17 protein-coding genes are annotated in these 26,709 nt (G+C 36.2%); 6 read left to right on the top strand and 11 right to left on the bottom strand.

Annotated elements, in window-relative coordinates:
* Positions 1-248: 248 nt before the first annotated feature.
* Together ACI6PB_RS01205 and ACI6PB_RS01200 are read right to left on the bottom strand one after the other, a co-directional pair.
* Positions 249-1,202, bottom strand: coding sequence for an aldo/keto reductase family oxidoreductase (locus ACI6PB_RS01205; RefSeq protein WP_404327642.1), 954 nt, complete (start codon positions 1,200-1,202; stop codon positions 249-251).
* 153 nt (positions 1,203-1,355) lie between these two features.
* Entirely contained in the window at positions 1,356-2,288 is a 933-nt protein-coding gene (locus ACI6PB_RS01200; RefSeq protein WP_404327641.1) for an NAD-dependent epimerase/dehydratase family protein, read from the bottom strand.
* 97 nt (positions 2,289-2,385) lie between these two features.
* Between ACI6PB_RS01200 and ACI6PB_RS01195 the strand changes: the two genes are divergently transcribed.
* Together ACI6PB_RS01195 and ACI6PB_RS01190 are read left to right on the top strand one after the other, a co-directional pair.
* On the top strand, positions 2,386-3,027 hold the full coding sequence (locus ACI6PB_RS01195) for a TetR/AcrR family transcriptional regulator (RefSeq protein WP_404327640.1): 642 nt from the start codon (positions 2,386-2,388) through the stop codon (positions 3,025-3,027).
* 70 nt (positions 3,028-3,097) lie between these two features.
* Positions 3,098-4,507, top strand: a complete 1,410-nt coding sequence (locus ACI6PB_RS01190; RefSeq protein ID WP_056955733.1) for a C69 family dipeptidase — start codon at positions 3,098-3,100, stop codon at positions 4,505-4,507.
* Positions 4,508-4,761: 254 nt separating this feature from the next.
* On the opposite strand, the gene ACI6PB_RS01185 is transcribed toward ACI6PB_RS01190, so the two are convergent.
* Positions 4,762-5,301 carry a hypothetical protein gene (locus ACI6PB_RS01185; RefSeq protein ID WP_404327639.1) on the bottom strand — a complete coding sequence of 180 codons (540 nt, stop codon included), beginning with the start codon at positions 5,299-5,301 and terminating at the stop codon, positions 4,762-4,764.
* Positions 5,302-5,463: 162 nt separating this feature from the next.
* Between ACI6PB_RS01185 and ACI6PB_RS01180 the strand changes: the two genes are divergently transcribed.
* Positions 5,464-6,642: an exonuclease SbcCD subunit D gene (locus ACI6PB_RS01180; RefSeq protein ID WP_404327638.1), complete on the top strand. Its 1,179-nt coding sequence runs from the start codon at positions 5,464-5,466 to the stop codon at positions 6,640-6,642.
* 2 nt (positions 6,643-6,644) lie between these two features.
* Positions 6,645-9,815, top strand: a complete 3,171-nt coding sequence (locus ACI6PB_RS01175) for an AAA family ATPase (protein ID WP_404327637.1) — start codon at positions 6,645-6,647, stop codon at positions 9,813-9,815.
* Between the two features lie 368 nt (positions 9,816-10,183).
* Here ACI6PB_RS01175 and carB read toward each other — a convergent pair whose 3' ends face one another.
* The 3 genes from carB to ACI6PB_RS01160 form a co-directional block, all read right to left on the bottom strand.
* Positions 10,184-13,360 carry a carbamoyl-phosphate synthase large subunit gene (carB, locus tag ACI6PB_RS01170; protein WP_404327636.1) on the bottom strand — a complete coding sequence of 1,059 codons (3,177 nt, stop codon included), beginning with the start codon at positions 13,358-13,360 and terminating at the stop codon, positions 10,184-10,186.
* 18 nt (positions 13,361-13,378) lie between these two features.
* On the bottom strand, positions 13,379-14,437 hold the full coding sequence (locus tag ACI6PB_RS01165) for a carbamoyl phosphate synthase small subunit (RefSeq protein WP_404327635.1): 1,059 nt from the start codon (positions 14,435-14,437) through the stop codon (positions 13,379-13,381).
* A gap of 277 nt (positions 14,438-14,714) precedes the next feature.
* Complete coding sequence (locus ACI6PB_RS01160; RefSeq protein ID WP_404327634.1) at positions 14,715-15,623, bottom strand: hypothetical protein; 909 nt, start codon at positions 15,621-15,623, stop codon at positions 14,715-14,717.
* Positions 15,624-15,728: 105 nt separating this feature from the next.
* Here ACI6PB_RS01160 and ACI6PB_RS01155 point away from each other — a divergent pair, with 105 nt between their 5' ends.
* Positions 15,729-18,614 (top strand): DUF3427 domain-containing protein, encoded by a 2,886-nt coding sequence (locus tag ACI6PB_RS01155; RefSeq protein ID WP_404327633.1) that lies wholly within the window; start codon positions 15,729-15,731, stop codon positions 18,612-18,614.
* Between the two features lie 56 nt (positions 18,615-18,670).
* On the opposite strand, the gene ACI6PB_RS01150 is transcribed toward ACI6PB_RS01155, so the two are convergent.
* From ACI6PB_RS01150 to ACI6PB_RS01135, 4 genes are all read right to left on the bottom strand, one after another.
* Positions 18,671-20,872: a hypothetical protein gene (locus tag ACI6PB_RS01150; RefSeq protein ID WP_404327632.1), complete on the bottom strand. Its 2,202-nt coding sequence runs from the start codon at positions 20,870-20,872 to the stop codon at positions 18,671-18,673.
* A 59-nt stretch (positions 20,873-20,931) separates the two neighbouring features.
* Entirely contained in the window at positions 20,932-21,810 is an 879-nt protein-coding gene (locus ACI6PB_RS01145) for an IS3 family transposase (RefSeq protein WP_309511212.1), read from the bottom strand.
* 17 nt (positions 21,811-21,827) lie between these two features.
* A complete protein-coding gene (locus tag ACI6PB_RS01140) occupies positions 21,828-22,079 on the bottom strand; it encodes a transposase (protein ID WP_404327631.1) in 252 nt (83 codons plus the stop codon).
* Between the two features lie 116 nt (positions 22,080-22,195).
* Entirely contained in the window at positions 22,196-23,638 is a 1,443-nt protein-coding gene (locus tag ACI6PB_RS01135) for a PLP-dependent aminotransferase family protein (RefSeq protein ID WP_404327630.1), read from the bottom strand.
* A 124-nt stretch (positions 23,639-23,762) separates the two neighbouring features.
* Between ACI6PB_RS01135 and ACI6PB_RS01130 the strand changes: the two genes are divergently transcribed.
* A complete protein-coding gene (locus ACI6PB_RS01130; protein ID WP_025085815.1) occupies positions 23,763-24,377 on the top strand; it encodes a LysE/ArgO family amino acid transporter in 615 nt (204 codons plus the stop codon).
* Positions 24,378-24,642: 265 nt separating this feature from the next.
* On the opposite strand, the gene ACI6PB_RS01125 is transcribed toward ACI6PB_RS01130, so the two are convergent.
* A complete protein-coding gene (locus ACI6PB_RS01125) occupies positions 24,643-26,595 on the bottom strand; it encodes a hypothetical protein (protein ID WP_404327629.1) in 1,953 nt (650 codons plus the stop codon).
* Positions 26,596-26,709 lie beyond the last annotated feature (114 nt).

Raw genomic sequence — 26,709 nt, 5'->3', positions numbered from 1 at the left:
ACTTCCTTATTTTTTGAGAGGAAGTTTAGCGTTTTTTTTGATGTTCTTATTTAGATAACTATTGTTCTATGTTTTATAGTGGAAACGAGTTACGTAAGCCAGATTCCTGTGCTTTGCCTGACTTCACGAACTGTCTGCTACGCAGCCAATTCGCAAAGTCCTGCAAATGCTCAGAATCTAAACGGGCTTACTTCGCTCTCTATTGAAACGAGCTGCGCAAGGGAACCCACGAGGATTTGCTTCGCTCTCTAAGGCAAGTCATTGCCGGCAGCAAAGTATACGTCGTACCACTCTTGTTTAGTAAGTTCTACATCTGCACCTTTTGCACTATCAATTACGTGTTCTGGATTCATTGTTCCTATCAACACTTGGATTCCTGCTGGGTGTCTTAAGATCCATGCTACTGCTATGGCATTCTTACTTACCCCATACTTATCTGCTAATTCTTGTAACTTAGCATTCAATTCTGGGAATTTGTCGCTGCCTATAAATGTTCCTTCAAACATCCCATATTGGAATGGTGACCATGCTTGGATTGTTGTCCCCATTCTTCTGGAGAATTCTAGTAGTCCTCCATCATGATTAACGGAACGAGCATCGGTCATATTTGTGTGCATTCCATAATCGATCATTCCTGTGTGAGCAATACTAAATTGTAATTGATTAATCAATAATTTTTGATCAACGGCTTCTTGTAACATTTGGAATTGTTGGGGATTGAAGTTAGATACACCAAAGTGTCTTACTTTTCCGTCTCTTTGTAATTCGTCAAAAGCTTCAGCTACTTCTTCTGGTTCCATCAATGGATCTGGACGATGTAATAGGAATGAATCTAGATAATCGATTTGCATTCTATCTAGAATTCCATCAACAGCTTCAATAATATGCTTCTTTGAAAAATCATATCTTTTACCGAAAACAAAACTTCCGTGACTGCGAGCTGGATCAAAAACAATTCCACCTTTTGATTGAATATAAACATCATCACGCGAGATATTTGCTTCTTTCATAGCTTGCCCGAAAACTTTTTCGGAATTGCCCATACCATAGATATCGGCTGAATCAATATAGTTAATACCACTATCAACAGCAGCCTCAAGTGTTTTAGCTGCATCTGTAGCTGACAAAGCTTCCATGCGCATGATTCCTAGTGCAACAGCCGAAGCTTTCCAATTTGTGTTACCAATATTTAGTTGTTTCATAAGTTTTTAAGTTCCTTTCGTTTTTCTCAACGATTTAACAATAGTACTTAGAGTGTGGTCTAGGTCAATTGTTTTTTGAAACTATTTATCAAGTCCAAATTTGATCAAAGTTTTGGCCGCATCCATGACTGTTTCTACTGGTTTATGCTGTGTTCAACCCAAATCATTTTCTGCAGCGGCGGTCGTATGACGATATTTACGATCCAACATTGGTACCAATGCTCGCAAACTAGGAATGAAACGAGATAATAATTTAGTCACTGTATTAGGCATCATTCTGATTTTGATTTTTTTGTATGGAAAATTAGTCTGATAAATCTTTTCCACATCTGCCATCTGTAATACTTGAGAAGCGGCTAGATATCTTTTTCCAATGGCAACAGAATTTTCAAAGGCTAAACGGTGCAATCTTGCCAAATCTCTAACATCTGAAATTTCTAATGGAACATGTGGTGTCATTGGTAATCCATTTAACATTTGCAAAAGAATTCGATTAGAGCTGACAGCTTTGTCTGACAAAATTGGGCCAAAGATTGCGCCCGGAAGTATTGTTGTTAATTCTATCCCCTCTTCTTTGGCATATTTCCAAGCAGCCTTTTCAGACTCAACTTTTGAAATACGATAAGGATCTAGGTCTGGATTTTTAACATCTGTCCAAAAACTCTCATCCAAAATAGCAGTACTGCCACTTTCAGGAGTAGATGCTGCTTGTGAACTAGTCATTACTACTCTTTTAACGCCAGCTTCTTTGGCTGCTTTTAAAACTGTCAATGTTCCATTCTTAGCAACACTTACTAATTCTTCAACTGTTTGAGTTCCATTACCCATTGGTGAAGCAACGTGAATCACGCCATCGGCACCTTTAATATTTTCTACCCAATTCTTGTCACTAGTTAGATCTGCTTCAAAAAAACTAAGATTCTTCATTTCATCCTTAGAAACAGCTCCAGCAATTTCATTTTCTAGACGATCTGCCTTCTTCATTGAACGCACGCTGGTACTGACCTCATATCCTGCATTGAGAAAATCGACGATCACCCATCCTGCGACGAATCCTGTACCACCTGTTACAACTACTTTTTTCATAATTTATGTCCTCTGTTCATTCAATTTAGACAAACAATACTATAAAGTGTCTATATTGTCAAATAAATGATATAATTATTTTTGGAGGTATTATTGCATGACACCAAAAGAAGAACTAATTATCAAATTTAATCATATTATTCTTATACAAGGGTTCGATAACTTTTCAATGGTAGATTTAGCAAAAATGGCAGGCATCAGTCGTGCTAAACTCTATATCTACTTTAAAAATAAAGACGAAATCGTTCAATCGGTTGTTCATCGGCATTTAGAGTTTTTACAAAAAAATTCTATTCCCACAAAAGTTGAAGGCAAAAATTTATTACCAACCATTCTGAATTCGCTCTTATTAATGGGATCAACCACGAAGTTATTCAAAACACAATTAAAACAAGCTTATCCGCAAATGTATCGTCAATTTAACCAAGGTTACGAAGAATACTTTCAGGCCTTGAAAAAATATTATCAGGTAGCTCAACAGCAACAATTGCTCATTAGTGATGTTTCTGCAGAATTTCTACTTTTTCAAAATCAAATCAATATTCACGGTATTTTAAATAATGTTAGAACTAACCAGATAAGCTTAGAAAAGGGAGAACAGTACTTAAAAGAGTATTTTACTTATCAGATTCACTCTTTGTTAGTTAAACCAGAAGTAGTGGTATCTGATCAAATTAAAAATTTCACCCAAACGATCATTAATGAATATTATGATAGGTATGCGCAAATTAATAACTAGTCCATTTGGTTTCAATTATTAAACCAGTTATAATTAAGATATCAATAACCATAAAGGGAGCGATTTAATAATGGAAAAGCGTATTAAAGGTTCATGTACATCAATTTTAGTTGGTAAAAAAGCTTCTATTGACGGTTCAACAATTATTTCTAGAAACGACGATGGTCATGAGGCACTTGACCCTCAACGTTTTGTTGTAGTTAACCCTGAAGATCAACCTAAGGATTACACATCAGTCATCAGTAAAGTCAACGTATCTTTACCTGACAATCCTCTACGTTACACTTCAATTCCTAACTCAATTTTGACAAACGGAATCTGGCCCGCTGCCGGAATCAACAGTGAAAATGTTGCTATGTCAGCGACTGAAACTATCACTACTAATTCACGTGTCTTGGGATTAGATCCATTTGTTGAAAATGGACTTGGTGAAGAAGACCTTGTAACAGTAGTTCTTCCATATATTCACAGTGCTAAAGATGGTGTTAAACGTCTCGGCGCTTTACTAGAAGAATATGGAACTTACGAACCAAACGGAATTTCTTTTGCTGATAATGAAGAAGTTTGGTGGTTAGAAACAATCGGTGGACACCACTGGGCAGCCGTTCGTATCCCTGATGACGCTTATGTCGTTGCACCTAATCGTATGAACATCGACAATTTCGATTTCGATTCAGCCGATACACTTTGTTCAGATGATTTGAAAGATCTTATCGATCAAAACAATTTGAATCCTGATTTTGACAAATATAACTTAAGACATATCTTAGGTAGTTCATCAGTCAAAGATACCGTTTATAACAATCCACGTGCTTGGTCTGGACAAAAGTTCTTCAGTCCTGATGACACCCCAGATGACCCAATGAATCAAGACCTACCATTCATCTGCCACGCCAACCGTAAAATTTCTATCGAAGATGTAAAATTTGTTTTAAGTTCCCACTTTGAAAATACTAAGTATGATGTTTACGGATCAGGTACTGATGCTGAAAAGAAACTCTTCAGACCAATCGGTATCAACAGAAATCATGACGTACACATTCTCCAAATCAGAAATAACGTTCCCGCAGAGATTGCCGGAATCCACTGGTTAGCATATGGTGCAAATACCTTTAATACCGTAGTTCCATTCTATGCCAACGTCGAAGACACCCCAGCACAATATAAAAATGCCACAGGTAAATTCGACATGAATAATATGTACTGGTTAAGCTGTACCACTGCCCTATTAGGCGATACAGATTACGATCTATATGTTGATATGAGAAACGATTATGAATTAGATGCTATGAGTACATATCGTAAGATCCAAAATGATACCGATAAGGAAATCGCCAATCAAAGTGATGCCAAAAAGTATCTAGAAGCAGCCAACAAGAAATTAGCCGACGTAGCCTTTGAAAAACAAACCAAGTTACTCGGAGATATGGTTACAATGGGATCAGAACATATGAAGTTACGTTACAATCTAAACGATTAGAGAGCGAAGCAGACCTGGGAATTTCCGAGGATTTGCCTAAGTCCTGGAATCGCACGCGATTTGTGCGGGCAATTTCAGGACTGTAGCAAACCGGAAGAAATTGGTCTGCGTAGCTCGTTTCCACTATTCATCATGGAACCATGGTTATTCAGAACAGAACAAAACTATCCAAAATAAGGACGGCAACTCAAAATCGAGTTACCGTCCTTATTTACATTAATGTTCAAAAACTGACAGCGTTTTGTCACACTTTCCTATTCAATCAACTTCAAAGTAACCTTAGTATCACCGTAAACCGGATCTTTAACCGTTTCCTTAGCAATCTTATCATTATCGCTCAATTTGAATTTAACTGACGAAATAGTGTCGCCATTAGTAAACAAAGTTTGAACATCATCATCCGTAATTGACAATGTATCACCTTTTCTCGTGTAGTAAAGCCATTGCGTACCATTAGAAAAACGATAGTACATCTGATTTTTCGAAACAATATGAATACTATAAGGCCTCTTTCCAGTCACACTATACTCATTATCAACGATAGAGGCAGTGTTAGTATATATTGAAAGAAACGGTATCCCAACAAACATTAATGCGGCTACTATAGCTCCGCTGATCTGACTCCCCCTATCCTTTTCAAATTTATCTTTGGCCTGGGTGAGCTCTTCTGCTGTTTTATCTTTCAATTCTTCCGCTTCTGGGTCAAAATTCCAATTCCGATATAAGTTATAAAACGTAACAATTATAAGAGCCAATGAACCCCACCTAATAATCTGTAAAATTAAATGCATCATATATTTCCTCCGATTGTTTAATTGCTTTTCAACATACTTGTTACGTTCACAATGAACAAAAGACAAGTACGAATTAAAAATCTTTTTCGTAATTTGATATTGATAAATGCAATTTTTCGACGTAAAAAGGAAATAGAACATAATCTTCATGGAGGAATAATTATGAAACTTTTACATACTGCCGACTGGCATATTGGTCGGACTTTAAATGGCTACTCATTACTCGATGAACAAAAAGCCGCCTTTCAACAAATCTTAAACATCGCCTTAGAAGAACACGTCGACGGTATTGTTATTGCCGGTGATATTTATGACCGTGCCATTCCCAATGTCGATGCCGTCACAACTTTGAATAAAATGTTTAAAGAAATCAATATTGAACATCATCTACCCATTTATGCTATCTCAGGAAATCACGATGGTGCTAAACGACTCAATTATGGCCGTGATTGGATGGAATATAACAATTTTCATCTCAACACTTTAGTCAGTGAAGCTTTCGAACCTATTGAGACTCCTAAAGTTCAAATCTTTATGTTGCCATTCTTTGATCCAATGGATGTTCGAGCTTACTACCATCAACAAGGCGTTTTGGAAGAAGACACAAAAAAAATTCACTCAATTGTTGATGCCATGAATCTTGTTTTAACAGACATGCAAAAGAATTTCGATTCCAATAAAAAGCACTTACTCATTACTCACTTTGCAGTTACACCAAACAAAGAAGATAAAATCGAATTAACTAGTGAAACTACCTCAACTGTTGGCGGACTCGCCACTTTAACCGCTGACCAATTTCAAATGTTTGATTACGTTATGCTGGGACACATTCACACTCGTTTTGCTTCCCCAAGTGAAACTATTCGATATTCTGGTAGTCCCGTAAAATTCAACGTCAAAGAAGCTCGAATTAAAAATAAGGGTAAAGGTGTCGATATTGTCGAAATTGACAATGACAAAATCACCCATACTTTCAAAGAAATCAAACCTCAAACTGACCTGATTGTTTTGGAGGAGGAATGGAACACTTTAACTGATCCTACTTTTTATAAACAACAACCAATCGACAGTGCTTGGTTTGCTATCACCGTAAAAAATTTCGACCGTAGCAAACACATCAACGTCCGCGCCCAACTACAGGAAATCTATGGAACAGTTGTTGAACTCGATTACGAGAACGTCTATCAAGATAAACAAGATCAGGCTGTGCAAAACATTAGTGAATTGAGTCCTGATGAAACAGTTGATCAATTTTTCCACAGCATAACTGGAAACGATTTATCTAAAACTCAGAAACATATTGTGGATAAAATTTTTGTTGATTTAAGAAAGGAGAAATAATTTTGAAACCTATTTACTTACAGATGAATTATTTCGGACCCCATGAAAACTCCAGTATCGACTTTCGAAAACTGGACGAAGCCCCCATTTTCCTTATTGGTGGTGACACTGGGGCTGGTAAATCAACAATTTTCGATGCTATGACCTTTGCTCTCTTTGGTAGTACTACAACTGATGGTCGTGATGCTCGAGAAATGCGCAGTCAATTTGCTCCCAACGATAAGGCAACCGAAGTGACTTTCTATTTTGAACAGGGAAATAATCTCTATCGTATCGTTCGTCGTCCGGAACAGTGGCTTAAAAGTCAGCGTGGCGACAATCTTGTGGATAAAAAGCCGATTGCCAAATTGGCTATTGTGGATAAAGTTGGCGGTACTGAGATTGATAGTATTGCCGCTAAGCCCAGTGATGTCGGAACTGCTATCGCCGAAATTCTCAATCTTTCGGCTGAACAATTTAAGAAAATCATCCTTTTACCTCAAAACGACTTCTCTGAATTTTTGAAATCCAAAACTGATGCTAAAGAAGCCATTCTCAAAAAGATCTTTGGTACTCAACTCTATTCTGATTTTACCAGCAAGTTAAAAGAACTCTACTCTGCCGACAAAAAGAAGAATGAAACTTTTGCCACTGATTTGGCCGCACAGTTAGACTCAGATAATTGGACCGATGAAGAAAAAGAACAGCTAAGTCATGAATCTGATGAACAAAAAATTGTCGTACTTGAAAGTTTTGTAGACAAGCGACAAGCTGAATTTTATTCTGTGGAAAAACAGGCTACTGAACTAAACAAACAAGTTCAAACCGCTGACAAAAATTTTCAAAGTGCCAAAGATTTGGACAAACAGTTCTCCGATTTAGATACTGCTAAGCACGATTATCAATTGAATATCGTCAATAAGGAAACCGAAATTTCTGCTCAGCAACAACATGTCTCGGAATTACAATGGGCAGACGGTTTGAAGGATACTTTACGTGATCTCGACAGTAAGAATGACGAGTTGAAAAAGATCAATGATGGAAGTCAAAAATTAACTGTCCAAATGAAACTCTCTCAAAAAGATTACCAATCAGCTACAAATAAAAGCGAAGAATTAACTGCTCAAAAAGATGATTTTGATCAAAAAGAAAAACAAAGTAAGAAATTAGCAATTTTGATTCCTGACATTGAACGGGTTGAAAGAATTCGTAAGGAAATCACTAAACAAGAACCTGAATTATCAGTTTTACAAGAAAATTTATCTGAACAGGATGAAGAGCTTCAAAAAATCACTTCACAAATTGACGCTAAAAAAGAGTCCTTAACCGATAGTGATAAACTTCAAACACAAAAAGATGCCTTAACACATGAAAAAGATAATTTTGTCGAAATCCTCACTCCCTTGGAGAATCAAAAGTTCAACGATAAAAAGGACGTCAATCGTCTCCAAACTCATTTAGATGAGTTAAAGTCACAACTACAGTCGAAAACAGAAAATCTTCAACAGTCTCAAGCTGATTTTGAAGAGAAAAAAGGTCATCGTCAGGCTCTAATGATTGCTCAACTTCAAAAAGAACTAGTCGATGGAGAACCCTGTGTTGTCTGTGGTTCCATTGATCATTCTCATATGATTAAAACTATCGACGCCGATGAAATCGAATTAAAAGCTTCAATGGAACAAGTTGATAAATCACAGAATCAATTTGCTTCTGCCCAAAAAGAAGTGGAAACACTTAATAACAATATCTCCGAGACAACCATTGAATTAAACACCGCTCAAGATAACCTTAAAACTGCTACTCAAAAATTAAACGAAACTTATTTGGAACTGACAAATAAATCTGAATTAACTTTTGATACCGAATTTAATATATCATCCTTAAAATCAATTTTTGAAAAAGAGATTGCCTCTCTTACTGAACAATTAGCTGCTGCCAACAAGCTAACTGCTGAAATTGAGAAATTAACTAAAGACAGTCAGAAAGTTGCTGACAAACAAAATGAATTTAAACTTGATTTGGCCACCAAAAAAACAGCTTTGGAAGCTAACCAAAAAGATCTCAAACAAATCCTTGCTAAGCTTGGCGATGAAACACGTTCTAGTCAGGAAATCACTCAAGAGATTAAAGCTTTAGATGCGGCTGTTAGGGACTATCAAGAACAAGTTACTGAAACGCAAAAGTTAGCTCAAGATAGCCAGATTAAGTATTCCAACAACAAAACCCAGTTAGATGATGTTGAAAAACAAGCTGCTGAACAAAAAGTCACTATTGAGAAATTACAAAAGAGCATCGATTTAGTTTTAAGTGACTCTAATGCTAAAACTAACGACATCAAAGTATTACGTACTTGGATTACCGAAATAAATGATGGCGTTCTTTCCGATTTGCAGATTAAAATTTCTAACTACAAACAAGAAAAAACTCGTTTGGAAAAACGAATCGATGAATTATCCACTGCGTTGGCCGACAAAGAAAAACCTGACTTAGAGACTCTTCGAACAGTTTTAACTGGTCTACAAACCCAAAAGGATGAACTAATTTCTCAAGTTGCCAATGCTAAACGAACTTTCCAAGATGCTGACAAGAACTTGAAACGTATTAAAGATATCATTGCGCAACAAGGCGACTTTGCGAAGAAATTCAGTCAATTATCCGATCTCTACAATATTGTGAACGGTCAAGGTAACAACGACAGTAAATTGAAACTAGAAACTTACGTCGTACAGAACTACCTTCAAAAAGTTCTCAATTACGCTAACGATCATTTTATCAATCTACTTTCTAACAATCGTTATACTTTTGAATTGTCTGATGATCCTAGCGATAAAATGCGTGATCACGGCCTAGATATCAATATTTTTGATAACGAAACCGGCAAATCACGCTCATCCGACACTTTATCTGGTGGTGAAACCTTTATTGCCGCTTTGTCTATTGCCCTTTCACTTAGTGAAGTCGTTCAATCATCTTCTAACGGAGTCCAAATTGATGCCTTATTTGTTGATGAGGGCTTCGGTTCACTTGATGATGAAACCCTTGAAAAATCTATGACTGCTTTGGAAACTATTGGTCAAAATCGTATGGTCGGTGTTATCAGTCATATTGAATCTATGAAACAAACTATTGGTCAACAGGTTTTGATTAAGAAACTTGGTGATGGTCGTAGTAAGGTTGAAATTGTTAATAAGTAACGCAAAAAAAAGCCGTCCTTTTCTGGACGACTTTTTATTTTTGGGGAGAATTATTTTGAGGATTTTTTTTTGGCTAGCTCTGGACAATTCTTAAATAACCATTGTTCTTTGCAATATAGTGGAAACGAGTTACGTAGGCCAGATTCCTGTGCTTTGCCTGACTTCACAAACTGTCTGCTTCGCAGCCAATTCGCAAAGTCCTGCAAATGCTCAGAATCTAAACGGGCTTACTACACTCTCTATCGAAACGAGCTACGCAGGCCAATTTCTTCCGGTTTGCTACAGTCCTGAAATTGCCCGCACGGTCCCGCGGGCGATTCCAGGACTTAGGCAAATCCTCGGAAATTCCCGGGCCTGCTTCGCTCTCTTTATAATGCGTTTACGCCGATAAATCTTTTCTCCAACACTCTTAAAATAGCGTCGGCTGTATCTAATGATGTGTAAAGTGGTACTGAATTTAAGACGGCATTTTGTCTGATGATATATCCGTCTGAGGTATGTGTTCGTTTGTCTCCGATTGTATTGATCAACAATTGTACTTTGTTGTGTGTGATGTCATAGATAATATCTTTAGATGATTCGCCTACTTTTGGTACGGCTTTAGCTCTGATGCCTAATTTATTGAAGTAATCGGCGGTTCCTTTGGTTGCTAAAACTTGGAAACCTACTTCTTCAAATCTTCTTGCTAAGGTAGATGCTTCTTTTTTGTCTGTATCATTAACGGTGATTAAAACATTTCCGGCATCTTTGATATGTTGATTAGTTGCTTCAAAGGCTTTATACAAAGCTTCGGTATAGTCGATTCCTGATCCCATAACTTCACCGGTTGATTTCATCTCTGGTCCTAAAGCACTATCAACATCGTTTAATTTATTGAAGGAGAATGTTGGTGCTTTAACATGAATCAATCTTGATTCTGGTGCTAGTCCTGGTTCTAATCCTAGTGTATTGAAGTTGGCTCCTAAAATTAATTTAGTAGCAATTCTGGCCATTTGAATTCCGGTAACTTTACTTAGGAATGGAACTGTTCGGCTGGCACGTGGATTTACTTCAATTACGTAGGCTTGATTATCGTGAATAACAAATTGAATATTCATAATTCCGACACAGTGCAATTCTTTTGCCAAACGTTTAGCATACTCGACGATTTGATCTTGTACTGAATCTGGAATATTTTGTGGCGGATAAACAGCCATTGAATCTCCTGAATGAACTCCAGAGCGTTCGATATGTTCGATGATACCTGGTAACAAGACGTTTTCGCCATCACTTAGAGCATCAATTTCACATTCACGTCCAGTTAAGTAACTATCGATCAAAACCGGATGATTATTTGATACATGTACAGCTTCTTTCATGTACTTGTTCAATTCGGCATCTGATTTGATAATTTCCATTGCTCGCCCACCTAAAACATAACTTGGACGAATCAAAACCGGATAACCAATTTTTTGAGCAACTTGTAATGCACCTGCTGGTGAAGTAGCTGTGCCACCAATTGGTTGAGGGATTTCTAGTTTCTTAATAATTTGGTCAAATAAATCACGATCTTCGGCACGATTGATATCTTCAACTTGTGTACCTAAGATCTTGATGCCATTTTCTTTCAAAGGTTCGGCCAAGTTAACTGAAGTTTGACCACCAAATTGAACGATAGCACCGATTGGTTTTTCCAAGTCACAGACGTTCAAGACATCTTCTAAGGTTAGTGGTTCAAAATATAATTTATCTGCAATTGAATAGTCAGTTGAGACTGTTTCAGGATTATTGTTAATAACGATTGCTTTATACCCCATCTGTTGAACCGCATTGACACAGTGAACAGTCGAATAGTCAAACTCGATTCCTTGTCCGATTCGGATAGGACCTGAACCTAAAATTAGAACTGACTTGTTAGACATTTTTTCTGATTCATTTTCAGTTTCATAAGTACTGTAGAAGTATGGAGTTTCAGCCTCAAATTCACCGGCGCAAGTATCGACAGTTTTGTAGGTTGGCAAAATTCCACTTTGAATTCTAAAGGAACGAATAACATCTTCTGGCAAATCATTCAGACGGGCAATTGTTCTATCCGAGTAACCTAAACGTTTGGCATCGGTTACAATCTCCTTGGTCAATGATCCATTCGTCAATTCTTTTTCAAAGTTGATGATATTTTTCATTTTGGCTAAAAAGAAAGGATTGATGGCTGTTAGTTGATTGATTTTTTCATAAGAAACGTCCCGACGTAATAATTCAGCTAGGTAAAATAGACGATCATCCTTTGGTGTTTGGACGTATGTTTCCAAATCTTCAGTAGACTTATCTTTGAGTGAATCCATGATTAAATCATGTTGGTCAATTTCCAAAGAACGAACAGCTTTTTGAAGTGCTTCTTCAAAGTTACGACCCAAGGCCATCACTTCACCGGTAGCCTTCATTTGCGTTCCAATTGTGCGGTCAGCTTTAGAAAATTTATCAAATGGCCAACGCGGAATCTTGCAAACAACATAATCCAAAGCTGGCTCAAATTGTGCAAAAGTTTTTCCTGTAATTGGATTAGTGATTTCATCTAGTGTTAATCCGACAGCAATTTTGGCAGCAATCTTGGCAATTGAGTAACCAGTTGCTTTTGAAGCCAAAGCTGAAGAACGACTGACACGTGGATTTACTTCGATGATGTAATAGTTACTTGTCTTAGTATCGATAGCTAGTTGAACGTTACATCCACCTTCAATTTTTAACGCACGAATAATTTTTAGCGAAACATCACGTAACTTTTGAACTTCAGTATCTGAAAGAGTTTGAATTGGTGAAACAACGATGGAATCACCGGTATGAATTCCTACAGGATCAACATTTTCCATATGACAAACGGCTAAAGCATTGTCCGCACTATCACGCATTACTTCAAATTCAATTTCTTTGAAGCCGGCAATACTTTGTTCGATCAAACATTCAGTTGATGGTGAAGCTTTCAATCCACGCTCAACAATTTCCTTTAATTCAACATCGTCATGCGCAACACCACCACCGGTTCCGCCCATTGTGAAAGCTGGTCTGATAATCACGGGGAAACCAATTTGATCAGTGAAATCCTTGGCATCTTGGTAAGTATAGGCTGTTTTCGAAGCGGGAATTGGTTCATGTAGCTTCTGCATTAAGCGTTTAAATTCTTCACGATCTTCGGCTTCGTTAATAGTATTTAATTTAGTTCCAATAATTTCGATATTTAATTGATCAAGAATTCCTGATTCTTGCAATTGAACAGCCATGTTCAACCCAGTTTGACCACCTAATGTTGGTAAAATAGCATCCGGGTGCTCTTTAACTAAAACTTTTTCCACAAATTCCAAAGTAATTGGTTCGATGTAAACTTTATCAGCAATATGTTTGTCGGTCATGATCGTAGCTGGATTGGAATTGATCAAAACAACTTCATAACCTTCTTCTTTAAGGGCTAAACAAGCTTGAGTCCCTGAATAATCAAATTCGGCAGCTTGTCCAATGATGATTGGACCAGAACCAATGATCATAATCTTTTTAAGGTCTGTTCTTTTTGGCATAATTAATTTTTCCTCCAACTATTTGTTTAGTCTTTCCAAAAATTTATCAAAGATGAAGTCAGCATCGTGTGGTCCTGGCATTGCATCCGGATGGAATTGAACTGAAAAGGCATTGTATTTAGTATGTTCAACCCCCTCAACTGTTTGGTCATTCAATTCAACTTGGGTCACTTTCAAATCTGTATTAGCGATGGATTCAGGATCAACGGCATAACCATGATTTTGAGAAGTGAAATAAATTTTGCCTGTTTCTAAATTTTTAACAGGATGATTAAAACCACGATGTCCAAATTTCATCTTAAAAGTTTTAGCACCATTGGCTAAACATAAAAGTTGATGTCCCATACAGATACCGAAGACTGGATACTTCTTCTCGAGTTCCACGATGTTACTCAAAATATCAGTGTGATCAATTGGATCTCCAGGTCCATTACTCAAGAGAATTCCATCGGGTTTTAAATTTTCGATATCCGCAACTGAGGCATTACCTGGCACAACAGTTACTTTAACGTCGCGTCTTTGTAATTCATCGACAATACTTTGTTTGTAGCCGTAATCTAACATCACGACATGCTTGCCCTTGCCTGCAAATACTTGTGAAGTTTCGGTAATACTCTTATTCAACTGGTCTCTATCCAATTGCCAATCAGCGATTTGGTCAATCAATCCTGAATTCAAACTGTCGACGATGGCTGCCTTTAAAGCTCCAGCTTTTCTAATTTTCAAAGTGATAGCACGTGTATCAATTCCTTGAATTCCCGGAATATTTTCTTCCTTCAAAAATTGATCGATAGTCATTTCACTTTGGTAATTACCGACAACCTCCGCAATTTCACGGGCTAAAACACCTTTGATGTATGATTTAGGTGATTCGTTAAACTTTTTAGAAATTCCGTAATTACCAATCATTGGTGTACAAAAATTAATAATTTGTCCGTTGTAAGATTGGTCAGTGATAGCTTCTTGATATCCACTCATACCGGTTGTGAAAACTAACTCACCAATTGTTTCAACATCACTACCGAAGGCCTTACCTTCAAAATATGTACCATCTTCAAAAACTAGATATCTTTTCATAATATTCTCCAAACTTTCACAATATTTGAGACAGAAAAAGGGATGCTTTATCCAGCATCCCTCAAGTTTTGTCTTAGATTGATTATTTAGACTGAACCTTTGAGACCTCTCTGGATCTGATTAAAAATTCAAGATATAAAAAAACTTCCCTTGCCAGTGCGACAAAGAAAGTTAGTTAGGGTCTCCCCATAAGCGATTGTACTTTCCAAGTCTCACTGGACTTAATTAAAAGTTGTTGTCCATATAATACAAGGAAGTTCGTTGTTCGTCAATAGGGTTATTTTTTAAAAACATGTTCACGATGATATTCTAAATATTCTTTATTAGGAGAATATTGGTAGTTCATATGTATTTTTCTATTCTTATATTTATTTAATAATTTATTAGTCTCTACCTCCGGTGACGCAACATTAGAAATAACAATATGTCCCTTATCGTTAAAGGTGAAATATCCTGCTGTAAAGGCTTCAGCTAACATTTTGGTAAAACTAATTCCATTACGTGGATCCAAGCGAATTTCCTTATTGGCTTCCCAAGGAACAATTCTTGCTACAACCAAATCATCCTCATCCACTGGACCTGCCACCGCCGATTTATAATGATAATTAAATTTTACTTTATCCGCAAAAAACTTTTGGACTGCATTGTAAGCTTTAACACCCTTAGCTTCATCATTGATAAAATACAATTCATTCTTCTCAGCCCGATAACACTTTACCGCCAATAATTCCTCTGCATCCGACAACTTTGGTTCAGACACCATATTTTTTTGACGCGCTAATAAACCCATATAATCATGCTCATTTATCTGCGTGATGCCATTCATATTGAAAAAATTAGACCATTTACCTTTGAACTTTCGGAATGTCCAATCGAAGGTACGTAAATTTTGTTTCATGAGACGATGGGAGAATAGATAAGGTTGCTCAATCGTGACAATATCGTTGCCAGTAGCCGGATCTTGTCTTACAACTTCGCCAAATTTTCCGGCACCATAAAGGTAAAATTCATTGCCCCATTCTGAAGCGCTGCCAGAACGACGATAAATGATTAGATCACCTTTGTGAAGCTGATTGTTATTATGATTTTGATAGCTGTAGTATTTAAAATCCACATCATTGTGTTCAATACTGGAGCTGGAATCTATTATAAAATAATTGGTTTGGGAGTTCTCATTTTGATTCATAAAATACACTTCCTCTGCCCTTCATTGTACACAAATCATCTATAAAATTTAACTGCTCTGATATACTTGTCTATTAGAACAATTACAAATTGGAAGTGAAATTATATGGACACTGATTATGAAATTAACCAAGGCATAAACTTTGGCTTTATTGACAACTCGACACAATCATTATCTCGTTATCAACCAGCATTGATAACTAATCAAAATGGGACCGTGCTTGATACTTTGGAAGACGAATTACGTAACGCCAAATCTTTTACTATTGCTGTGGCTTTCGTTACTTCGGGTGGTCTATTGGATCTTAAGAGTATTCTGGCTGACATTGCTACACACGGTGTCCGTGGAAAACTTATCACTTCAACTTATTTAGGTTTTAACAATCCTGATGTCTTCGATGATCTATTACAAATCCCTAATCTCGACGTTAAGGTTCTGGATCAAGATGGCTTCCACACGAAGGCCTATTATTTCAATCATGACACTTACGAAAGTGCCCTAATCGGTAGTTCCAATCTAACGCAAAACGCTTTGAAAAAGAATTTCGAATGGAACCTGCGTATCACTTCGACTGAACGTGGTGACGTTATTCATAATGTTAAAAACGAACTAGATATTCTTTGGCAACAAGCCGTTCCTTTGACATCATCATGGATAAAAGATTACCGCCAAAATTGGCAACCTAACTATTCAACTTATCGAAATAAGAAACAAATTGAATCAGCAGACAAAATTGTTCCTAACGAAATGCAGCAGCCAGCTTTGGAAGCTCTGAAACACTTACGAGATGTCGAACATGCTAAAAAGGGACTAGTTGTGGCAGCGACTGGAACTGGTAAAACTTATTTAGCCGCTTTTGATGTCCAACAATTTAATCCTAAGCGACTACTATTCGTCGTTCATCGTGAACAAATTCTGCGTAAAGCTATGTCCAGTTTTAAAGAAATTTTAGGTGGATCTGACAACGACTATGGTATTCTCAGCGGTAATCAAAAAGAAGTAACTGCGCGTTATCTTTTCGCAACGGTTAACATGATTTCTAAAAAATCGGTCCGTGAACAATTGGGAGCCACTGCATTCGACTACATTATTATCGATGAGGCTCATCGTGTTAGCCAAAATCAACCTGGTGAAAAAGAATCAATGTACCAAAGTTTGATGAACTTTTACCAACCACAATTCATGTTGGGAATGACGGCTACTCCTGAAAGAACTGACGGAACCAACGTCTACAAGTATTTCGATTACCAGTTGGCTTATGAGATTTCACTGTTAGACTCATTGGACAACGACCTACTTGTACCTTTTCACTACATCGGTGTAACTGACTATGAGAAAAACGGTGAAGTTATCGATGACAAAACTAGTTTGAAATATTTAGTATCTGATGAACGTGTAAATTACATTATCGACAAAACTAATTACTATGGTCCTCGTGGCGATAATGTACACGGATTAATTTTTGTTAGTCGTGTCGCTGAAGGTCGTGAATTGGCTGTTAAACTCACGAATAAAGGTATCAATTCTCAATTTGTCTCCGCTGAAGATGCGGTTGAAGCTCGGGAAAAAGCCGTTCGAGAATTGACTGATGGTAAACTCCAATACATCATCACAGTTGATATTTTTAACGAGGGCGTGGATATTCCTATCCTCAATCAAATTGTCATGATGCGTCCTACAAAATCCAGCATCATATTTCTACAACAACTAGGCCGTGGATTACGTAAATTTGCTCATAAAGAATTCGTGACGATTTTAGATTTTATCGGTAATTATGATGAAAATTATATGATTCCAATGGCATTTGACCGCTCTCACACTAGTAATAAAGAAAAAATACTCAAACAGATTGTTAGCCCCAGCATTTCTGGTGTTTCCACAATCCATTTTGAAGAAGTGGCTCGTAATCGAATTTTGGCCGCTGTTTCAAAAGCTAAATTGAATGACATGAATCGCTTCAAAACTGCCTATCAAAGTCTTAAAGATAAAATTGGCTTGCGGTCACCTATGTTATTAGATTTCGCCAAACTAGGCAGTGTTGACGTTCCCGATATAATTGATAAATTCAAGACTGTTTATGACATGCAAAATAAATTTGAAGCTAATTTTTCTGCTTCACTTACTAAAGAACAATATTCATTTTTAAAATTTATTTCTGCGGAAATCACTGTATCTAAACGTCCTGTTGAAGCGTGGATTTTGAAACAATTGTTATTCCAACATACTTTAACTGACGAAGAAATCCTATCTGAACTTCAATCTCAAAATATTTTCTGTGACAGTGAAACCTTAGACAACGTAGCTTCTGTCTTAGATTTCAGTTACTTTTCAAAAGTAAAACAAAAAAAATACGGCCAAGTTGTATTAACTGACCGTATCGGTGATAAATGGAAATTTACTTCTGAACTCCAACAAATGTTGCAATCACAAGCGTTTAGAAAATATTTTGAAGATACCTTAGACGCTAAACTTTGGGATGTACATCAGAATCCAGCAATTTATCGTAATCGATTTACCATTGGCGAAAAATATTACCGTCCTGATATTATCAAAATGTTGAACTGGAAAAATGAGCCTAACTATATAAACATCGGTGGTTATGGCTTGAGAGATGATGGGCGTTTTCTTCCTGTTTTCATATCTTTAAAGAAAACTGTGAAAGTTCAAAATAAAATGGTATATGAAAATACCTTTTCGGATCGTTCAACCCTACCTTTGTTCTCTAAAAGTGGACGTTCAATGTCCAGTACAGTCGAGAGTGAAATTCTCAAACATAAAGGTTTTGGGATGATCCAACTATTCGTGAGAAAATCTAACAACGATAGAATCGATGGTAAAGATTTTTACTATCTTGGTTCCGCACGTATTCTTACTGCAAAAGATATTGTTGAAGAAAACAGCGATGGTAAGCCAACCAAATTAGTTGAATTTACACTTCGATTGGAGCATGAATTGGATTTGGGATTGTATCATTTTTTGACTGAAGAATAATCTAACGGCTTGTATACAGTTAACATTCCAAAGTAGATCCCTTCCTTGACAATAATTTATAAATATTCACTTTTTAATTCCTCTATCTCACTTGAAGGAACAAATCTCGTCAAAATATCTATCACATTATTTATTTGTTTATCTAATCTATCCGATTTCAACGTCTTTAAAAAGGAATTCATTGAATTCATAAAATAAGTATCCTCCCTCATAACATTTTCTTGAAGCAGTATTTCTAACAAATCAATAATAATATCTATTTTTTCTACATCCAACAAATTTATATTTTGAATACTATAGAAAGAGGTACTTCTGACTTTACTTAATTTTTTATTCATATTCTGTTTAAGTAAATCTTTTAATATCCTTAAATTGCTAATATCGATATCATTCGCAGAATATATTATAAAATTAATGAGAGATTGAGTATACCCGCATTCCCTTAAAAAGAATTCTACCCAATTGCCTTTAAATTTTGACTTAATTTTCTTTTTAAAGAATAAATTTAATATACGCTTAAATATTTGTTCATCAAACTCACTTTGTTTTTTGTTCAAAGTCACAATATGTTGATTATTCTCTAATGGATCAATATTCTCAACCAGCGCTATACTCATATTATATATAGCAAAGTTATCTCTTATTTTATTTTCAAAAAAGCATTTTTTTACCAGATTCGAAAATTTTCTAATGTACTTACCATTTAAAACAAATTCATAATTATGAGAAAAACCCAAAAATGTATTTATTGACTCAAAATTAATTTCATCATCAAATAATTCAATAAACATTCCCTTCAAATAAGGTCTATATTTATTATTTACAGATCCTATTTTCGATTTTATTAAGGTTTCATTTCTTTTCAAATCATCTGTAGAAATTTGTTTAATAATATGAGTATAGTGACCTAGATCAGTATTTATAAATTCATCTAATTTTATGTTCCTATTCTCTATAGTATCGGTGTTACTATACTTTGTATTTAACTCATTCATTTTAAAGGACATAAAGCGACCTTCAATTTTATCAAAGTCTTCTTTTTTTATAATTTCTGTAAATAGTTCCTCATCCAAAAAATCAAATATATCTTTATTATTGCTTTTTTCTATATCAAAATAATTGTTTATGAATTCAATTTTTATGTGATCAGTAGTATAACCATAAATTACTGACTTCATGATTGATCTTCTATACGTTTTTCTTAATTTATCGTCATTGATCATTTCATTTAGAAAGTAAATAACTCCATCTTTGTTTTCTATCCATATTTTCGAATTACTTAAAGACTTATCTATTTCATTATCTTGATCCATTATGTCAATTTGTATATCCGCATTACTCTTAAAGGTAACTTCTTTTAGTTTTGATATAAGCCCATCAATCTCTTCATTACTCTTTGAAATCCTTATAGGTAAAAAATCATTATATTCATTAATTGTCAACTTTGCGTCAGAATAAATACCATCAATATAAAAATCAGATTTCTTATCATAGTTTTTCTTATATTTCGATAGAAATATGTTCATTTCCTTACCATAAAATTTGTATGTTTCGCTAATATTTCTCACGATTTCATCTCTTGTTTCTTTTGAAACTCTAAATCCATTCAAAATTAAATTACAATAAATTCTTTGAACTATTTTTGTTTTCTTAAACTTCAATAATTGTCCATCAGTAAGATTTAATTTGTCCTTTTCTATTAAGTATTTAAGTAATCCGACTCCCGTTTCATCGATTAAATAACGATAATCATTAAGCATTAATGTTTTGTCCATCGAATCTAAATTTTGAATTAATTTTTCAAATAAAGTTTCATTAAATCCAAAAATTTGTTTATCAATGAATCCTAGATATACACTATGATTTTTAGACACATGATCTATAAGCCATAAAGCATTTAAATCCTGTGATTCGACTCTAAAATCATAATATTCATTAGAATATATACCTCTAAGAAACTTTTCATAATAATCTATTCTAAAATCTTCACTTTTTTGAGATGAATTATTTAGCAAGATACTTATCATATGTTCGGAAAGAGAAAAACCATTAATAGAATAATTCTCCAAATAATCAATTACTATAGATTTGCCATTAATATCTAATTCATTAAAGTATTTGTCAATTTGTTTCCAATAATTTGGAATATAAGCCGTAACACTATAGAAGTCCTTATTTATTAGATTAGATTCAAATGGATTGAAGTCAATATTTGAGACAGGTTTTAAGAGACATTCAGAACCGCGTTTACCTTCCACAGCTCAAATAAATCATTAATCGTGATTAATAACTTATTTGAACCCTGGAAAGCATTAAATCAGGCGGCCATTTGGCTCGCAAGTGTTGCGATTTCAACTTGTAAGGGGGTCTGGTAGCCCAGTGAACTATGAATTCTCTTCCTATTGTAGAAAGCATGCACATATTCAAAAAGGACAGCAGCGGCAGTTTCATAATTCTCAAAGACCGGCACTGGATAAACACATTCCTTTTTGAGGGAAGCATGAAAAGATTCCATTGGTGCATTATCGTATGGACACCCCTTACGGCTGTAAGAGTGGCGGATATGTAGTTCTGTTAACCGTTGGTTGTAATCATCGCTGGTGTACTGTGATCCTAAGTCTGTGTGGATAATCAGGTCCCCAGTAATGGTTCGATTTTTAACCGCGCTTTCCAGGGTCTTTAAGACTAAATCAGTATCCATCTTTTTTGAGAATGAATAGCCGATAATTCGTCTTGAGTGCAGATCCATGATGGTTGATAAGTAACACCAGCCATTACGCTTCGTTTGAATATAGGTCATATCAGCGGTCCATTTTTGATTTAAACCAGTGGTCGAGAAATCCTGCTTAAGCAAGTTGGGACGCTGTTCAACCTTGGTTTTGGAAGCCGAAGCCGCTTTCCATTTATTGACGGTAACGGAGTGGATATCCAGTTCCTTCATGAGCCGGGAAATCCGTCTTGGGCTGCACCGACGCTGCAGTGGTTGAAGTTCCAGATTCAATTCATGGTGGATCTTCATAACACCGTATCGCTGCTTAAATTCCGCAAAGATCCGCAGAATCCGTTGTTTTAAGTCCGCATCTTCGGCCCGGCGTTTTGAAGGCTTTGGGGATCGATAACGATAATACTGAGCTCTGGAAACACCGAGGATTCGGCACATCTTAGTTACCTGGTGGTGATGGCTTTCTTGGTGAATGTAATCAAAAATATTGGTTACTTCTGCGCAAGGAAGCCCAGGGCTTTTTTTAGGATTTCGTTCTCCTCAGACAGGGAAGCCAGCCGCTTTTCCATCGCTTTAATTTCGTCTGGCGATTTACCGGATTGAGTTTTGGCTTGGCCCTGGATCCACTTATGAACGGTTGAATAGCCAATGCCATATTCTCTGGCCAGTTGGGCAGCTGATTCGCCTTGCTTATATAGGTTGATGATGTTTTGTTTGAATTCTCTGTCGTAACGAGTTGGCATGTAAAAATTCCTTCCTTTTGAGAGACGATTTATTCATTATACCCTCTCTTAAAAGTTGTCTCAGGAATCAGCTTACATCCACCTTAGCCGAGAAACACTATAAAAGACATCCTACTTCATAAGAGCATTCTCAACTTCCCCATAGCCGCACTAAATTCCTCACAAGTGGTATAAGCAAATGACAATCGAATAGAATGATTTCGTTTGAAATCATAAATATCTCCAGTATTCAAAAGAATCCCTTCGTCCAGGGCCTTATCAAACAAATCTTCAGCCTCAATATCATCTTTAAACGTCAACCAGATATAAAATCCACCAATCGGCTTATTCCAAGTAGCAACTCCCTGAAAATTATCTTCCAAAATTTTCAAGGTATTATCTCGGCGTTTCTTCAATTCTCTTTTCAAATCAATTAGATATTCATCATACAAACCGCTATTCAAAAATTCGGCGAATACCAATTGCGATAAGGAACTGGCTCCATAATCCATCTGCATCTTGGTGTCTCCTAATCTCTGAATAACTGGTTCAGAGGCAATGACCCAACCAATTCTCAATCCCGGTGCCAAAGCTTTTGAAGCACTACCTAAATACATGACCATTCCGTTTTTATCCATAGCTTTCAAAGCGGTCGGTTGCTGGTCAAAACATAATTCCTGATAGACTCCATCTTCTATGATTGGGAGTCTATTTTGTATACAGAATTCCATCAATTCATGACGTCTGAAATCTGACATCGTGGTCCCCGTGGGATTATGATTAGTCGGGATTGTATACAAAACTGATTCCTTATCTTTCAAACGTTTCTCAATACGCCAATATTCCATTCCGTCTCTATCCATAGGTATACCATTTAAATTTAGGCCCATGGATTGGAAAGTTTGAAGTGATTTCAAATAACTTGGTGCCTCGGTGAAAACAGTGCTGCCATCCTCCAATAAACATGAAGCAATCAGTTGCAAAGCTTGCAACGCACCAGAAGTAATCAAAATGTTTTTTACTCCAACATTGATGCCTAATTTTTGCATATGTTTAGCAATCGCTGTCCGCAACTCTAACAAGCCTAAGGGTTCCGCATATCCTAAAGATGTTATTTCGGTACTCAATTTTTGCATGATTTGTGACCACATTTTTCGAGGGAAAAGTCGAGGGTCCAACTCCCCTGTTCCTAAACGAGTAATCTTAGGAGCAAATTCCCAATGATTGATCTGTTGGATACGACGCGTATTCTCTTGAAAATAGCCGGCAGAAATATATTTTTTCCAATTTAAAGCTGTTGGCAACATCAACGACCAAGTATTACTGATAATTTGAGTTCCGGCACCATGTTTACCGGAGATTATTCCATATGAAGTCAATTCATCAATAGCCGTTGAAATAGTACTCCGATTCACGTGAAACATTTTGGCTAAATCCCGCTGTGACGGCAATCTAGTACCGATTTGCCACTGTCCACTGGCGACTTTATCACAAACATATTTAACAATTTGACGGTAAATCGGCACTGAACTTTTTTTGTCTGGTTGCCAATCGATCACGACTGGAAATTCTCTTCGCATTTGTTTCTCCTTTGGTTGGGTTTATAAAAATAACTTGGTTGGTTACTATTTTTAAAAACACTTATATAATCATTATTGTGCTTAAATTATAAACCATAATTTGGTTGGCAAGGGAGGTAAAATTATGAACTTTTTTCTACAAGGACTAACTATGGGATTCGCGATTGAAGCGCCGATTGGTTTAGCAAATTTATTTGTAATCAATAATGCGTTAACTCAATCACGCCGCCGTTCATACATCGCTGCCTTTTTTGTGGCTTTCTTTGACATTGCTCTGTCAATTGCCTGTTTCTTTGGCATTGGAGCAATCATGAAGCAATTTGAATGGCTTAAAATTGCTATTCTTCTTTTCGGAAGTTTAATCGTAATTTATATGGGGATTAATCTTTTACGGGCTGAAGCTTCCGAAATTGGCAGTAAAGATACCGAATTAACCATGTTCAAAACCATTTCAACAGCATTTGTTATGATTTGGTTCAATCCACAAGCAATCATTGATGGATCACTGATGTTGGGGGCTTTTCAAGTCACATTACCAGTCAATAGTTATCCAATCTTCATTGGCGGTGTCGTCATCGCTTCATTTGTTTGGTTTATCGGATTAAATCTAGTCATCGCTAAGTTTAAAGATAAATTCAACGCCAAAGTTTTACGGACTATTAACATGGTCTGTGGTGCAGTAATCATTCTTTACGGTTTGAAATTGTTCTACAACTTCATTACATTGATAATTCATTAAGTATCAAATTCAAAGAGGCTATTAACAAAGGCTAACGTAGTCTTTTGAGCTTAAAACAAATAAAGCGGGTAATCGTATTTTGATTACTCGCTTTATTTTTGCTTTTATTTAATGAATGACCAATATTCTATGCAATATAGTGGAAACGCGTTCCACAAGGGCAACCTCCTGTGGTTTGCTACGATACCGAAATCACACGCCAAGTGCGCGTGTAATTCCGATATCCAGGCAAATCCTCGGAGGCTAAGCGCCCTTGTTCCACGCTCTAACTAATTGACTCGACTAGTGACCACTCCAATTGGGTAGTGTAATTACCAGCTTCATGGACTCCATCACTGATATATAACTTTGGTCCTTCATGTTCTTGCCAAGCAACTGAATCAAGTCTTTGGCCATTAACAGTTTCAGAAACTAGCGTGCCATTTTCATTCAGAACTTCATAACTACCATCTTGTTGATAATAACGCATCTCGGAATTTAGTACTTTTCCATCAGATTTAAAAGGATTTTTTTGTGACAAATATAAAGTTAAAGCCTGTTTATTACGGCGTTTATCATCTACTTCCAAATGACTACTTTCAATCTTATCCCTATCAAGTAAAGTATCAGTCGTATATGAATTAATTGTTTTATAGCTCCAATCATTCGCCTGTAAATTGATACTATTGTCAGCAAAATTCAATTGCAAACTTTGAGCTGGCAGGTACTGTCCTAGCAGATTATCATCAGTATCATAACCATTCACACTCACATTAGAATTGAACGATAAAATTTCATTTTTCCCAACTGTTGAATTGATTTCAATTGCGAAATCCTTTGTGGTTACGAAATTTAAATTACGCAAAATCAGAATTGTACTCTGATTATTATCCGGATCAGACACACTAATATAATCTGTAAAATCTTGATTATTCACCTTAACATTATCAATTACCGAAGTCTTAGGTAACTTAATTTGTATTTCAGCCCTTGTCAAAGCCGAATTCAAATTACTATCCTTGACCGTGATTCGATGAATCACTTTATCATTCTCGGCTACATTATTTATGATTGTATTCTCACTATTGTGGTCCTCATAATTACTGTTGAAAATAGTATTATTAATGGAAATATCGGGAACGACATTTTTTCTAACACTCAAATTAGCTTTATTAGTAGTAACGGTCGTCGTACTATCACCACTTGTCACGGTCAAAACTGCATAGTATTTAGTTCCATTATCAGTAGCATAAACTGTATTAGCAGTTGTATACGTTAAAACATCACTATTATTGTTAGTTACGACAGTATCCTTACCCGCAATATCTACTTTATGCCAAACAACATTAGTTGGTTTTTCATCGAATTTCCCTTGTACCGTAAAAGTCGCTTTCTTACCTTCATCGACTGTTTGATCGTCCAATCCTCCACCAATCTTAATATCGACATAACCACTAACACTGGTGCCATCGCTATTACTCATTGTTCCAGTCACTCGAACTGTTCCAGATTTACTATTGGTATTAGCCGTTACTAGTCCCGTCCTACTATCTACCGTTGCTAAACTAGTATCGTTAACCTTCCAAGTTATATTTCCCGTTGCATTATTAGGTGTTGGAGTCCCAGTTACATAGGTTGTAGCCGCACTGGACTGATTATTGTATAAATAATTATCATTAGCTTTCACGCTCAAGGCAGTAGCATTAATAGGACTTGGAAAAGTAGTTATAAAGGCCACTTTAGAATAAACAATGGTATCCAGTAAACCTGGAATTAAACCATACCAACGTGTCATCTGTTGATAATAGACCGTTCCTACTTTAGTTGGCGTTATTGTTAACTCTTTGGTTGTCTGTGACATTTGTGTCCAATTCTGCCCATCGGTCGACTGATACCAAGTATAATGTGGACTCGCCAACAAACCTAACAAGGCATCAACAACTGATCGACCTGAGTCGGTATACAGAGTTTTAGAATTATTCACATAAGTATATTGATTTTCTGGTTGCAAATTGTAACCCGAAGTCAACCAAATAAACAACAAAATTATTGGATCAGAAGTTGGTTCGTGATATGGAGTAACTGCCGCTTTTGCAGTGGTTACCGTAGGAATAACTTTAGATATAATTTCATTTTCAGGAGTACTTTTATCAAAGTTTGATTGATCTAAACTCATGGCGGTGAAAATCAGCATCATATTAAAAAGAGTACTAATTAGAATTTGACGTTTCCTTTTCATCTCCCTTACCTCTTAACCTTTTCTCAAGTTTACGGGTTTCCAGTAAAAAAGGCACTTTTATACTCTATTCCACAATAAATAGCCAGCAACTCTTTTTCGAGTCACTGGCCATTT

The organism is Companilactobacillus paralimentarius (genome assembly GCF_963227125.1).
Lineage (GTDB): Bacteria > Bacillota > Bacilli > Lactobacillales > Lactobacillaceae > Companilactobacillus > Companilactobacillus paralimentarius.
Note: the sequence above shows the minus strand (reverse complement) of the source record. Positions and strands in the feature narration are given on the sequence as shown.